General features: G+C 66.2%; 13 protein-coding genes. 12 read left to right on the plus strand and 1 reads right to left on the minus strand.

Annotated elements, in window-relative coordinates:
• Positions 1–46: 46 nt before the first annotated feature.
• Positions 47–2,521 (minus strand): WD40 repeat domain-containing serine/threonine protein kinase, encoded by a 2,475-nt coding sequence (locus ACWDV4_RS06750; protein WP_449975454.1) that lies wholly within the window; start codon positions 2,519–2,521, stop codon positions 47–49.
• 171 nt (positions 2,522–2,692) lie between these two features.
• On the opposite strand from ACWDV4_RS06750, the gene ACWDV4_RS06755 reads away from it, so the two are divergent.
• From ACWDV4_RS06755 to ACWDV4_RS06810, 12 genes are all read left to right on the plus strand, one after another.
• Positions 2,693–2,980, plus strand: coding sequence for a hypothetical protein (locus ACWDV4_RS06755; protein ID WP_449975455.1), 288 nt, complete (start codon positions 2,693–2,695; stop codon positions 2,978–2,980).
• A gap of 17 nt (positions 2,981–2,997) precedes the next feature.
• The gene (locus tag ACWDV4_RS06760; protein WP_449975457.1) at positions 2,998–3,294 is read left to right on the plus strand and encodes a WXG100 family type VII secretion target; all 297 of its coding nucleotides are present in this window, start codon (positions 2,998–3,000) and stop codon (positions 3,292–3,294) included.
• 13 nt (positions 3,295–3,307) lie between these two features.
• Complete coding sequence (locus ACWDV4_RS06765) at positions 3,308–4,462, plus strand: toxin glutamine deamidase domain-containing protein (protein WP_449975458.1); 1,155 nt, start codon at positions 3,308–3,310, stop codon at positions 4,460–4,462.
• Complete coding sequence (locus ACWDV4_RS06770) at positions 4,462–4,752, plus strand: hypothetical protein (RefSeq protein ID WP_449975460.1); 291 nt, start codon at positions 4,462–4,464, stop codon at positions 4,750–4,752. The genes ACWDV4_RS06765 and ACWDV4_RS06770 overlap by 1 nt, the downstream gene beginning before the upstream one ends.
• Before the next feature lie 427 nt (positions 4,753–5,179).
• Positions 5,180–6,013, plus strand: a complete 834-nt coding sequence (locus ACWDV4_RS06775) for an alpha/beta hydrolase family protein (RefSeq protein ID WP_449975505.1) — start codon at positions 5,180–5,182, stop codon at positions 6,011–6,013.
• Positions 6,014–6,196: 183 nt separating this feature from the next.
• The gene (locus ACWDV4_RS06780; protein WP_449975461.1) at positions 6,197–7,414 is read left to right on the plus strand and encodes an acyl-CoA dehydrogenase family protein; all 1,218 of its coding nucleotides are present in this window, start codon (positions 6,197–6,199) and stop codon (positions 7,412–7,414) included.
• A complete protein-coding gene (locus ACWDV4_RS06785) occupies positions 7,411–8,541 on the plus strand; it encodes an acyl-CoA dehydrogenase family protein (protein WP_449975462.1) in 1,131 nt (376 codons plus the stop codon). The genes ACWDV4_RS06780 and ACWDV4_RS06785 overlap by 4 nt, the downstream gene beginning before the upstream one ends.
• A 142-nt stretch (positions 8,542–8,683) precedes the next feature.
• Positions 8,684–9,547, plus strand: coding sequence for an ABC transporter ATP-binding protein (locus tag ACWDV4_RS06790; RefSeq protein ID WP_449975463.1), 864 nt, complete (start codon positions 8,684–8,686; stop codon positions 9,545–9,547).
• Positions 9,548–9,617: 70 nt separating this feature from the next.
• Entirely contained in the window at positions 9,618–10,340 is a 723-nt protein-coding gene (locus ACWDV4_RS06795) for an ABC transporter ATP-binding protein (protein WP_449975464.1), read from the plus strand.
• 12 nt (positions 10,341–10,352) lie between these two features.
• A complete protein-coding gene (locus ACWDV4_RS06800; protein ID WP_449975465.1) occupies positions 10,353–11,231 on the plus strand; it encodes a branched-chain amino acid ABC transporter permease in 879 nt (292 codons plus the stop codon).
• Positions 11,228–12,334, plus strand: coding sequence for a branched-chain amino acid ABC transporter permease (locus ACWDV4_RS06805; RefSeq protein ID WP_449975467.1), 1,107 nt, complete (start codon positions 11,228–11,230; stop codon positions 12,332–12,334). Before ACWDV4_RS06800 ends, ACWDV4_RS06805 begins: the two co-directional genes overlap by 4 nt.
• A gap of 87 nt (positions 12,335–12,421) precedes the next feature.
• Positions 12,422–13,702, plus strand: a complete 1,281-nt coding sequence (locus ACWDV4_RS06810) for an ABC transporter substrate-binding protein (protein ID WP_449975468.1) — start codon at positions 12,422–12,424, stop codon at positions 13,700–13,702.
• The last annotated feature ends 21 nt before the right edge of the window (positions 13,703–13,723 follow it).

Raw genomic sequence — 13,723 nt, forward strand, 5'->3', positions numbered from 1 at the left:
ACTCCTCACTGCAGACTCCTTACACGGCTCGGGTGTTGGCTTCGGTTCAACCGTCTGCCCCGTACGTCCATAGCCATAGCCCGTCATAGCCCCCGATCGCGAGCGTCTTGCCGTCACCGCTGAACGCCAGCGCGTCGGCGTCGGGAACGCTCTCGAAGAACGGAAAGCTCGAGTCGAGTACGTGCAACTCACGTCCGGTAACCGCGTTCCATATCCGGACATCGTCGTAACTGCCGGTGGCGAATATATTCCCCGGACCGAATGCCATGGCAGTGACGCTCGCCGTGTTTCCGCTCAACGTCGACACGATTCTTTCAGAGGTGGCATCCCGGATCTGGACCATGGTGTCGTCCGCGAGGGTCGCGTAGGGGCCGAAGGTCCCACCAGTACGGGTGACTCGGCCGGTTGCCGTCTCCCAAATGTGCGCGGTGCCGTCATCGTCGATGCCGAGCAGAGTGCGACTGTCCTCGCTGAATCTGAACACAGTGATACGCGAGTCGTCTTCGACAAAGCCGTTGATGCGGACAGGGTCAGTGTGAGCAGCGAGGCGCCATGCCGCCAGATCTCCACCGCTGCTGAGCACTGCGACAGTGGTGCTGTCGGGGCTGAACCTGATTAACTCGATCGATCCCTCATATTCGGGAAATTCTAGAGTGGCGGTGTCTTGATGAGTGGCGGCGTTCCACAGCTTTGCCTTGCCCTCAGTGTCACCGCTGGCGAGCAGGGAGCCGTTATGGTTATAGGTCACCACCTTGATCGACGTGTCGTGCCCGGCCAGCACTGCAACCGACTTCCGTGTGGCAACGTTCCAGAGCGTGATCGTTCCGCTAGTCCCGTCCGTGCTGGCCAGGACGGTCCCGTCCGGGCTGAAGGCAACCTCGCTGGAACTACCTTTGGCGAGGTTTGCCAGGTCAGGTCGTTGGTGAAGGTAGTAGTACGTGCCCGCGATGACGAGGGCGAGTGTCAGGATCCAAAAGATTACGCCGCGAAGCCTCGGACCAACGTAACGCATGCTTGCCGTTAACGCGGTCGCGACATCGGCATCCTGGTCCACTGCTGTCACTGCGACATGGGTGGGGATGGCTGCCGAGAAACTGGCTGCCACGTCCATTCGGTCTGCCGCAATGTTGCCCATCGTCCAGATTAGGCCCTGACCAGCCTGTGGATGAAGGAAGCCGCTAGCAATTCGTGCGTCAGATGTGAGATAGAGGGTGACCCGAGTGAGTCTCCTTGAATGCTCCGCGATGGTGGTCAAGACGACGTTCTTTACTTGTGCCCATGGCAGAATTCGGTTGTTGGCCGCCGCGTTCTTTGGTGCCCATGATTTGTTGAAGGCGAGGCCGTCTTCTGTGATGCTGAGCTTCCCCTGCCAGGGGTGAAGTATGCTGAAAATGGTGATCTCGATGAGAATTGGGATTGCTAATAGGAACGGCCATGCGGTGGCGACGACCAAGACGCCACTCTCCCACGCTATCAGTGTAAAAAGGATAGCTCGCGCGATTCCATTCTGTCTCCGGATTGTCGCGGGTGCCGACACCTGGTAGCTCGTCTTTGGGGCACCTTGCCAGCTGCTGCTGTGCCCTGGGGGGCGACCGGCGTGCGGATGAATGGAGGTGGGCTGTTGTTCCCAGGAATTCTCAGCCAAACCACTGTGGACTAGGGTGTCGAATGGAGGTGCGGCGTCCGAACGGGGGATGGTGGCGGTGGTGAGCAGTTCGCGGGCTTGTTGCAGGCGGAGTCGCTGGCCCGGGTCACGGGTAAGTAGACCAGTGATGACCGTCGTCAGGGGCGGACCACAGCTGATACCCGGCAGGTTGTCGTAGAGCACGGCGTGGATGGTCGCGGCGGTGGATTCGCGGCCGAACGGCCCCTGGCCGTTGACGGTTTGTAGCAGGGTCACCCCCAGGGCCCAGAGATCACCCGCCGCTGACGGAGGTGCACCGTGGAACAGCTCCGGTGCCATGTACTCGGTCGACCCCATCACACCGGTCCGAGTCAGGCGGCTCTCCTCTGCCGCCTGGGCAATACCGAAGTCCACAAGCTTCACATCATCGCCGGGCAACAACATGATGTTGCCCGGCTTGACGTCCCGGTGAACTACCCCGACAGAGTGCGCGGCATCCAGTGCGTCCAGGATCCGGACGGCGATCACAGTGGCTCGGCTCTGCGGCAGGGCTCCGTCGCGGTTCAGGACGTCAGCCAGACTGGTGGCTTCCACTAACTCCGTCACGATGTAGACCGCATCGTCGTCAGCACTGGCCGGTACGACGTCGTGGATGGCGACCACGCCCGGATGATGGATCCGGCCAGCGGTCCGGGCCTCCCGGAGCGCCCGCTCTCCGAACAATGCACGCTCATCCGCCGGAAGTCCGGGTGGCGCGCGTAACTCCTTGACCGCGACCACACGCCCGATCAGCTCGTCGGTGGCGCGCCAGACGACGCCCATCCCACCCCGGCCGAGCACGTCGATCAGCCGATACCGCCCCGCGACCAGCCGTTGCGGAGCTTGGGAATCAGGCACTCTGGTGCTCCTTGCCGCCCCGGTCTACAGTCGACTCGCATGGTACCGCGAGGCCAAGATCATTAAAGTACCTGAGTCGGCAAAGATCAATGCAGATTGCTCTGGCGTGGACCGGCCGCCCACGCGAGCGCTGCACCGGTGCGACCGCCAGCAGAAGGGTAAACCGGCACGATGACCGCAGGGTTCAGCTTTGATTCCGATGCGGTGGCACGTGTGTCAAGGGAGCTTGCCGGAATCCGATCTGATATGCAGCCTGATTGGCAGGCATCGGGCGGTGTGGAACTGTCTGAGCCAAAGATGATCGAGGCGGCGTTGCAGGAGTTTGTCGCCACCACCAGGAGGGCCCTCGCCACAGTGGGCGAGTCGGTGACGCAGGTTGCGAAATCGTTTGACGACCTGGTCGCCGATCAGGCGCAGGTGGACAAGCGGTTGGCGGATGGCACTAATTCCGGTCAATGACGGACGAGGGGTGACAGATGGTTGATGTGAACATTGGTTACGACGGTCTGCAACGAGCAGGGGCCCAGTTGCGGACTGGGCAGAGTGAGATGACCCAGCGACTCCAGGCTATGAAGTCGATGATTGATCAGCTCGTCTCCAGTGAATTTCGTACCCAACTCGCCTCTGGACGATTTCAGGAGTCCTACCAGCAGTGGTCGAGCGGGGCGCAAAACATGATCGATGGCCTCGAAGGGATGGCCGCCTTCCTCAATAGCGCAATCCAGGAGTACCAGGACCTAGACAACCGGCTGGCCGGCGGCCTCGGCGGCTGACCACTTTGCAAACATGGACAACTGGCAGATCCTCGATCTGACCTCCGACCCCATCCCCGGTTCGCCAGATCAGATCCGAGCCGTGGCCGCGCAACTACGTCGGCGAGCTGCCTCCGCTGACCGTTACGCCAACCGACTCCGGGTTATCTCCAGCAACAGCGGTCTGTTGAAGTTGCAGGGCAACTTTGCTGCCATCTACCGTGACAGCTTGGCTAGCTTGCCAGCCGAAGCCAGCAAGATTTCTCCAGCCTATTCGGCGTGCGCCGACATCCTGTCCGCCTTTGCAAATCTAATGGATCAGGCGAAAGCCTCCGCCCGGACCGCTCTGTCCCAGGGTATGCAAGCCGACGCTCAGTATCGGTCCCTGTTGGCGCAGTTCTACGCGCTTACGTCGGGAGTTTCTTCGGCCGGGGGCATCTGGCGTGGCTTGAACGAGTCGTCCGCATTGGCTTTGACGGCTGGCCGCGATGTTGCCGTGCGCGAATTTGCCCGGCGCATCGGGTATAACGCGGGGCTGTGCGAACAGCAGCGGCAGAACCTTAGGCGGTTCGTCCTTCAGCTGGCTCATGCCCACCATCAAGCCGGAATCCGGTGCGCGGCACTGATCCGTGCGGTCGCACCAGCCGTGCGAAGCCTCCGGAAGGGACCTGTCACGCAAGGCAGAGGACCCAAGTCGACAACAGTCGGCTCAGCTCCGCTAGTGCCGATGGGGCTCGCAGGCGATGTTGCCGGCCGCCGCTGGTGGGAAAACCCCGGGACGACCCTTCGCGGCAGCGGATATTTCACACCGAGGACGCCAGGGCTGGTCGAGTTGATCAACCCGGGCGGTGGCAGGATGAACTGCCGGGCCTGCGTCGTGGCGGTGGACGCGACCCTCAGTGGAGCCCCCACTTCCGCGATACCGAACATCCCCGCAGGGCCTATCAGCGTCTTGGAGCAGCACTTCGGGGCGAAGTTCCGGCACGTGAAGCTGAGCGGGCTCGTCGAAGAGATGACGAAGGCCGGGCACGGGGCGCGCGGTATCGTCTATGGCTATGGTGGGGGGCCGGTAGGGCATGTATTTAATGTTATGAATGATAATGGGAAGATTGTTTTCCTGGACGGGCAGAGCGGGATCGTTGACCACGTCGCCAGGTGGCGGCACCACCAGCTCATGAGGACGAACTGATGCTGACCGACCAGCGGGCGATCGACCTCGCCCTCGCGTACATCGCCAACAACCATCTCGTCGATGTCGACGTGCAGCTCGCTGTAAAGCCTGAGTGGGTTAAGAGGCTCCCCGGGGCGGTTGTGGTCGGCTATAACTCCGTTGAGTTCGCCGGGGCCGACGACCCGACTGTGAGCCTGGTGGGCAATATGCCGATTCGGGTAGAGGAGTCCAGCTGTGAGTGTCGGGAGCTAAGCATGGAGGAGTATCTCGCACTCTACGAGAGTGACAAGCGCGATATCCTCAAATAGGATTTTACGGCGTTGTGCTTCTTATTGACTCCGTATTCGAAAGTTGGTGGTTGCTCGCCGTTGCGACGTTTTCCGGAACGCCAGGAGTCGATTGTCTTGCCTTTTGCGTTGAGTGTGGTTGCGGCCAGCTGGTTGCAATTAAAAGCTTGCCGTCCAGGATCATGTGACCAACCCTCGTGGGCGATCCGGCGAAGGGGCGTGTTGGTGTCGCTACCTGGCAAGGGTCGAAAGGGCGGGGGCGTACTGCCTCGGGTGAGGTGGCCTGGGCTGGCGTGGAGGCCGGTGGTTTTGCCGATGCGGACAGCCGACCCGAGGCAAGAAACTGTTGAACGTCGATATAGCTCCTCGTGGAGGGAGTACAGACGTGTCAGCAACCACCAGTCCCACCCAGCACCGCCGCCCGGTGCGGGCCCTGTTCGGCCTGGCCATGGCCGTCGGTCTGGTTGTCAGCGCGGTCGTTGTCGGGCCGGCGGCACAGGCCGCCGACAACCCGTACGAGCGAGGCCCGGACCCGACCGACTCCAGCGTCGAAGCGGCCCGTGGCCCGTACGCCACCTCGTCAACCAGCGTCTCCTCGCTGGTGGTGACCGGTTTCGGCGGCGGCGAGATCTACTACCCGACCACCACCAGCGACGGTACGTTCGGCGCGGTCGCTATCTCGCCCGGCTTCACCGCGTACTGGTCGAGCCTGGACTGGCTCGGACCTCGGCTGGCCTCGCACGGCTTCGTGGTCTTCGGCATCGAGACCAACACGACGCTGGACCAGCCGGACAGTCGGGGTCGGCAGCTGCTCGCTGCCCTCGACTACCTGGTCAACCGCAGTTCCGTGCGGAGCCGAGTGGACGCCTCCCGGCTGGCGGTCGCCGGTCATTCGATGGGGGGTGGCGGCACGCTGGAAGCGGCGCGGACTCGTCCTGCGCTGAAGGCGGCCATTCCGCTGGCGCCGTGGCACACCACCAAGAGTTGGTCGAGCGTACAGGTGCCGACGCTGATCATCGGTGGTGAGTCGGACAGCGTGGCCGCGGTGGCGACCCACTCCGAACCCTTCTACACCAGCATGTCGTCGACGCCGGAGAAGGCGTACCTGGAGCTGAACAACGCCAGCCACTTCTTTCCGCAGACCTCCAACACGCCCATGGCCAAGCAGATGATCTCCTGGCTGAAGCGGTTCGTGGATGAGGACACCCGCTACTCGCAGTTCCTCTGCCCAGGCCCGAGTGGCTTGTCGATCGAGGAATATCGCAACACCTGCCCGACCTGATGGGCGGCGTGAACTGAGCGCCCGCCGGCCCCAGCGGTGACCGCACTGGCGGCGGCGACGACCTGATGACGACCGACCGGCGGGAGCATCCTTCCGCCGGTCGGTCGTGCCGGGCAGTGGACGCGACAAGGATCGCAGCCATATATTGCACCGACAGTGCATCTATCCTCATGGGAGGTAGGCGTGTGGGAGGACCGGTTGTCCGGCCTGGTAGCTGAGTTTCTGGCCAGGCACGACCCCGAGGTGGTCGGCCGTACCGAATTTCTCCGAGCCCGGTTCGATGCCGGCCTGGCCTGGGTCCACTACCCGGTTGGCTTGGGTGGCCTCGACGCACCCCGCGAGCTGCAGCCGCTGGTCAACGAGGCGTTCGCCGCAGCCGGTGCACCCGACAACTCGCCGCACCGCAACGGGATCGGCCTCGGCATGGCAGCGCCCACCATCCTCCGGCACGGCACCCCCGCCCTCCGGAAGCGACTCCTGCGTCCGCTCTGGACCGGGGAGGAGATCTGGTGTCAGCTCTTCAGCGAGCCCGGGGCCGGCTCCGACCTCGCCGCCGTAGCCACTCGCGCGGTACGTGAGCCCGACGGCGGCAACGGTGCAGATGCCGCCGACAGGCACGGTGCCAGCTGGATCATCAATGGGCAGAAGTGCTGGACCTCGCTGGCGCATCAGGCCCGCTGGGGGCTGCTGCTCGCCCGTACCGACCCGGATCTGCCCAAACATCAAGGGTTGAGCTACTTCGTCTGTGACATGACCACCCCCGGCGTGGAGGTTCGACCGCTGCGTCAGCTGACCGGGGAGGCCGAGTTCAATGAGGTCTTCCTGACCGACGTACGACTCCCGGACGAACTGCGCCTCGGCGAGGTCGGTCAGGGCTGGCAGGTGGCCCGGACCACGCTGATGAACGAGCGGGTCACCATTGGCGGCCGGCCGACACCGCGCGAAGGCGGCATGATCGGCGTACTCGCCGAGGCCTGGCGAAACCGGCCGGACCGGCGTACCCCGGGCCTGCACGACGAGCTGCTCCGTCTCTGGGTCCGGGCCGAGGCGGTCCGGTTGACCGGGATGCTGGTGCGGCAACAGTTGGCCGCCGGGGATCCCGGCCCGGAAGGGTCGGTGGTGAAGCTCGCCTACGCCGCCCTTACCCAGGCGGCCTCCAGCCTGGAACTCGAACTGCTTGGCGTGGACGGGCTGCGCTACGACGACTGGAGCCTGCGGCACCCGGACCGGGTCGACATGCTCGGCCGTACGCCGGGCTACCGCTACCTGCGGGCCCGGGGCAACTCCATCGAGGGCGGCACCTCCGAGATCCTGCGCAACATCATCGCCGAGCGCGTCCTCGGCCTGCCCGCCGAGCCCCGTACCGATCGGAACATCGCCTGGAAGGATCTGCCCCGATGAGCGTCGACCTGCGCTACAGCGAGGTGGAGGGGGAGCTTCGCGACAGCGTACGGGCGATGCTCGCCGTGCGTTGTCCATGGCAGACGGTGCTGGCCAACCCCGACTCGGATCCGAAGCTCTGGTCACTGCTCGCCACCGAGATGGGGCTGGCCGGACTGGCGGTCCCCGAACATCTAGGCGGCGGCGGTGCCGGGCTGCGGGAGAACGGAGTCGTCTGCGAGGAGTTGGGCCGGGCAGTGGCTCCCGTGCCGTACCTGGCCAGCGCGGTGGTCGCTACCCAGACCCTGCTTGCCTGCACTGCGCAGCGATGGCTGACGCAGCTCGCCGACGGGTCTCGCCGGGCGGTACTGGCGGTGCCGATGGACACCCCGCCGGGGCCGGGTGCCGTCCGTCCCGTACCGGTCGGCCGTGATTCTGGTGCCGACGTCCGAGCAGACGAGCATCGGCTCACCGGTACGGTGGCCGGCGTTGCCGATGCTGCCACCGCCGATCTGCTGCTGGTCCCGACCCGCGACGAACTCTGGATTGTCGAGGCCACCGCCGTCGGGGTCAGCCGGTCACCGGTGGTCTCGCTGGATCAGACCCGAGCCTTGACCGATCTCACCCTCGACGCCGTGCCGGCGTGCCGGATCGCGGCCGGGCGTCCGGCGGCCGCCGCGCTGCACTGGGGGTTGACCGCCGGTGCGGTGCTGCTCGCCGCCGAGCAGTACGGCCTTGCCCAGTGGTGCCTGGAGGCGGCTGTTGACCAGCTGAAGACGCGGTATCAGTTTGGCCGGCCGATCGGCGAGTTTCAGGCGCTCAAGCACCGGCTCGCCGATGCCTGGGTCGAGGTCGCCCAGGCCAGGGCGGTGAGCCGGTACGCCGTCGGGGTGCTCGCGGACGCCGATCCGAGCGCCGGTCCGAGCACGGAGGCGCAGGTGGCGGCGGCGCTGGCCCAGGCGCATTGCGGCCCGATCGCGGTACGCCTCGCGGAGGAGTGCGTGCAGTTGCACGGCGGGATCGGGTTCACCTGGGAACACCCTGCCCACCTCTACCTGAAGCGGGCCCGGACGGCGGCGGTCGCCTTTGGCGCGGCTGACCGGCACCGGAGTGCGTTGGCCGGACTGGTCGATCTGCCACCGGCCTGACCCGGAGAGGTCACCGGTTCGTAACAAGGTATTGACGAAGCCCGCTTGAAAAGTACACTCCCAGTGTAAATAGCAGTGGGAGTGCAAATAGTTTACTGAAGCGGGGGCCGGGGAGCGGTACCCGAGCTGTGAAGGAGGGCCGATGGCCGGAACCGCAGCGACACCGCCGATCCCCGGCGGGGGCCTGACACTAAACGGCATCGGAGTACGCTTCGGCGGCCTCGTCGCCCTCGACGACGTCTCCCTGCGGGTGCCACCCGGCCAGGTTGTCGGCATCATCGGCCCGAACGGTGCCGGCAAGACCACCCTCTTCAACGTGATCTGCGGCTTCGTCCGCCCGGCCACCGGATCGCTGACCCTGGACGGGCGACCACTACGCCCCCGACCCGATCAGCTCACCCGGCTCGGCATCGCCCGCACCCTGCAGGGCGTCGGACTCTTCACCGGCCTTACCGTCGCCGAGAACGTGATGGCCGGTGCCACCAACTCCGCCCGAGCCGGTTTCCTTTCTGCCCTGTTCGGCCTCGGCCGCAGCGACCGCGACGAGCGTCGGCTGCGCGCCGAGGCGCTCGGCCTGCTCGACGAACTCGGCATCGCCGAGCACGCCGACGCGTCGCCAGCGACCCTTCCGTACGGGGTGCGCAAACGGGTCGCTCTGGCCCGAGCCTTGGCCGCCCGGCCGCAACTGCTCCTCCTCGACGAGCCGGCCGGTGGCCTCGGGGTAGAGGAGATCACTGAACTCGGTGAGCTCATCGTCAACCTGCCCCGACGCGCCGACCGGGCCGGTGGGACCGGTGGGGCCGGAGGAGACGAGTCCTGCTCGGTGCTCCTGGTCGAGCACCACATGGACCTGGTGATGTCGGTCTGCGACCAGATCGTGGTGCTCGACTTCGGCCGGGTCATCGCCACCGGTACCCCGGAGCAGATCCGCGACAACCCGGCCGTAGCGGAGGCGTACCTCGGCGTCGACGAGATCGAGCCAACCAGCGCGGAGGCGACGGCATGAGCGAGCGGAGCGAGCGAATCAGCAGCTCAGAGTCGGCTCATGCCGACGGTGAGCGGAGCGAGGCGACGGCATGACTGATGTTCCGCTGCTTCGGGTGCAGGGCGTGACCGCCGGATACGGTGCCGCGCCGGTGTTGCACGGCATCGACCTGACGATTCCCGCCGGCACCATCACCGCCGTGCTCGGTGCCAATGGTGCCGGAAAGACCACTTTGTTGCGTACCCTCTCCGGGCTTGTTCCCCCCACCGCCGGCCAAATCATGCTCGCCGGCGAGGAGATCGGTGGTACGCCGGTCGAGCGGCTGGTCCGCCGGGGGATGGCCCATGTTCCCGAAGGTCGGGGCGTGGTCACCGAGCTGACCGTCGAGGAGAACCTGCGCCTCGGTGGGCTCTGGCGCCGCGACCGGGCCGACGCGAAACGTGCCCTCGACGAGGTCTACCAACTCTTCGAACCGTTGGCCCGGCGGCGGCGGGCCAACGGTCATCAGCTTTCCGGCGGCGAGCGGCAGATGCTGGCCCTGGGGCGGGCCCTGGTCGCCCGGCCCAAACTGCTGCTGCTCGACGAACCCTCGCTCGGCCTCGCGCCGAGAGTCACCGGTCAGATCATGGCGTTGCTGCGCGACCTACGTGACCGGACCGGTCTGACCGTGCTCCTGGTCGAACAGAACGTACGCAGCGCGCTCTCCGTCGCGGACACCGGTGTCGTCCTCTCGCTCGGTCGGGTGGTGGTCACCGCCGATGCCGCCCGGCTCCACGACGACGAAGACCTACGACACGCGTACCTGGGCTTCTAGGAAGGCCACACCATGGAACGTTTCGTCTTCCTCACCGTCGACGGGCTCAGCCGGGGCGCGATCTACGCCGCCTTCGCGCTCGCCCTGGTGCTGATCTGGCGGGCTGCCCGGGTGGTCAACTTCGCCCAGGGGGCGATGGCGGTCGCCACCGGCTACGTCGCGTACAGCGTCACCGCCGCGACCGGGTCGTACTGGCTCGGTTTCCTCGCCGCCCTCGGCGGTGGGCTGCTTCTCGGTGCTGTCGTCGAACGCGGCGTGATGCGGTTCGTCGACCACCGGGCCCCGCTGAACGCGGTCATCGTCGCGCTCGGTCTGATCCTGTTCATCCAGGCGGTCCTGGGGATGCTCTACGGCAACGAGTTCCGCCCGGTCGCCACCCCGTTCTCCCGCGACCCGCTCACCCTCGGCGACCTGGCCCTGCTGTCCCGCTACGACCTCTTCGTCTTCGGCGCGGTCGGAGTCATGGTGCTCGGCCTCGCCCTGCTCTTCAACTACACCCCGGTTGGCCTGCGGATGCGCGCCTCGGCCTTCGCACCCGAGGTTTCCCGGCTGCTCGGTGTCAACGTCGCCGGGATGCTCACCCTCGGCTGGGCGCTCGCCGCTGCGGTGGGTGCGCTGGCCGGGCTGCTGGTCTTCCCGACCGAGTTGGGGCTGAATCCGCACGCGATGGACCTGGTCTTCGTCTCGGCCTTCACCGCCGCGGTGGTCGGTGGCCTGGACAGCCCCCCGGGCGCAGTCGTCGGAGGCCTCGCGGTTGGTCTGATCCTTTCCTATGTCAGCGGGTACGTCGGTAGCGACATCACCCCGCTCGCGGTCCTGGTACTGCTTCTCGCCGTGCTGTTGCTTCGCCCAGCCGGCCTCTTCACCATCGGCAAAGCGAGGCAGGTATGACCACTTCCCAACTGCGGGCCAGGTTGTCGATGCCGGGCCCGATGCGGTACGCGAATCCGCTGATTCGCTCCACCCTGCTGCGGCATCTGCTCTTTGCCGTCGTGGCCGGAGCTGGGCTCTTCGCTCTTACCGGAGCCTTGGGGCCGTTCCGTAACTACCAGTTGGCGACCGTCGCCGCCTACCTCTGCGCGACCGCCGGACTCACCGTGCTGACCGGACTCAACGGCCAACTCTCCCTCGGGCACGGTGCGTTGATGGCCACCGGTGCCTACACCGTCGCCCTGACCCAGAACGCGCTGGCCGACGCCGGGCGGCTCAGCGGGGGATACCTTATTCTCTCGCTCGCCCTCGGGGTGGTGGTGACGGTCGTCGCCGGTACGGTGATCGGTGCCGCCGCTGCCCGGCTTCGCGGTCCCTACCTGGCCGGGGTCACTCTCGCCGTCGCGGTCGTCGTGCCGGCGCTGACCACCACCTTCCGGGGCGTCTTCAACAGTGAGCAGGGGTTGCCGGTCTATCTGGCACCAGCGCCGGAGTCGCTCGGGCTCTACTTTCCCTACGAACGATGGCAGGCCTGGATTGCGATCATCGGTGCCCTGCTGACCCTGCTGCTGCTCGGGAACCTGATCCACAGCCGGTTCGGGCGCAACCTACGGGCGGTCCGCGACGACGAGGTGGCCGCCCGACTGGCCGGCATCCACGTTGGCCGTACCCAGGTCCTGGCCTTCGTGGTCAGCGCCGGCTGCGCCGGCCTCGGCGGTGGGCTGCTGGCCGTGTTGGCGCAGAGCGTATCGCCCGGCGCCTTCTCCCTGACCCTTTCGCTCTATCTGCTGATGGCCATCGTGATCGGTGGGCTCGGCAGTCTGGCCGGCGCGCTCTGGGGTGCCCTGCTCCTGGTGGCCCTGCCGGCCCTGACCAGCACGATCACCAATCTGGCCAACCCGTCGCCAGCAGCCGCCCAGCGGCTGGACGGAAACCTCTCCCTGGCGATCTTCGGAGTCACGTTGATCGTCGTGGTGATTGCCGCGCCGGGCGGGGTGCAGGGTCTGCTGCGCCGTGTCGGCCGGCTCGTCGGAGCCCGGTGGCGGGTGCCGGCCGGGCGGTAATCCGATGCGCCACCGCACCCGCTCCACCACCACATATCCCTCGTCACCGGTCCAGCGGATCACCGCCGGACCGAGAAAGGTCCGACGATGCAGCGCATCGCGCACCGCGCACTCGCGATCGCCACCTCCGCCGTACTGGCCATGGCACTGGCGGCCTGTGGGAGCGACGAAGACGGCCCGGCCGGGGGGAACGTCCCCGGCGTCACCGACACCGAGATCCTGGTCGGCACGCACATGCCGCTGACCGGTCCGGCCTCGGCCGGCTACTCGAAGATCGCGCCGGCGACCAAGGCGTACTTCGACCATGTCAACGCCAACGGCGGCGTCTACGGCCGCAAGATCACCTACAAGATCATGGATGACGGCTACAACCCGGCCACCACCCAGCAGGTGGTCCGCGAGCTGGTCCTGCAGGACAAGGTATTCGCCATCCTCAACGGACTGGGCACCCCACCGCACAGCGGCGTGCTGGACTTCCTGAACAACAGCAAGGTGCCGGATCTCTTCGTCGCCTCCGGCAGCCGGGCCTGGAACGCGCCGCAACGGTACCCGTACACCTTCGGGTTCAACACCGACTACACCGTCGAGGGCAAGATCCTCGCCACCTACATCAAGAACAACCTCGCCGGTCAGAAGGTCTGCTTCTTCGGTCAGGGCGACGACTTCGGTCAGGACAGCCTGGCCGGCGTGGAGCAGGTCCTCGGCGGGCCCACCGTGGAGGTCAAGAAGACCTACATCACCAGCAACACCAACGTGGCACCGCAGATCGGTGAGTTGAAGGCCGGCGGCTGCCAGGTCGTCGTACTGGCCACCGTGCCGGGCTTCACCTCGCTGGCGATCGGTACCGGGGCGCGGCTCGGGTTCAAGCCGACGTGGCTGGTCTCCGGGGTGGGCGGCGACTACCCGACGCTGGCCGCGCAGCTCGGTGAGAACAAGGGGCTGCTGGAGGGGATGCTAGGGCTCAACTATCTGCCCTCGGCCGCCGCCAGCGACGACCCGTGGACCGCGCTCTTCCGCAAGATCAACGATGAGCGCAACGGTGGCGCGGCCTTCGACGGCAACATCGTCTACGGCATGTCGGTCGGCTATCTCTTCGTGCAGGCGCTTCTCGCCGCCGGTAAGAACCTGACCCGGCAGGGCCTGGTCGACGCGATCGAGCGGGGTGGCTTCAAGGGGCCCGGTCTGGCTCCGCTCCGCTTCTCCAAGGAGAACCACTCCGGGTACGGCGGCATGCGAATGGTCAAGGTGGAGCAGGGAAAGCAGGACTACTTCGGGCCCACCTACGAGACCGACTCGGCCAGTGGCCCGGTCAACGAATATCCGGACGCCCCGCAGGCACCGCCGGCGAACGGGATCCCGACCTCCTGAGTTCATCGGTCGACCAGCTCG

The organism is Micromonospora sp. NPDC003197 (assembly GCF_053590565.1).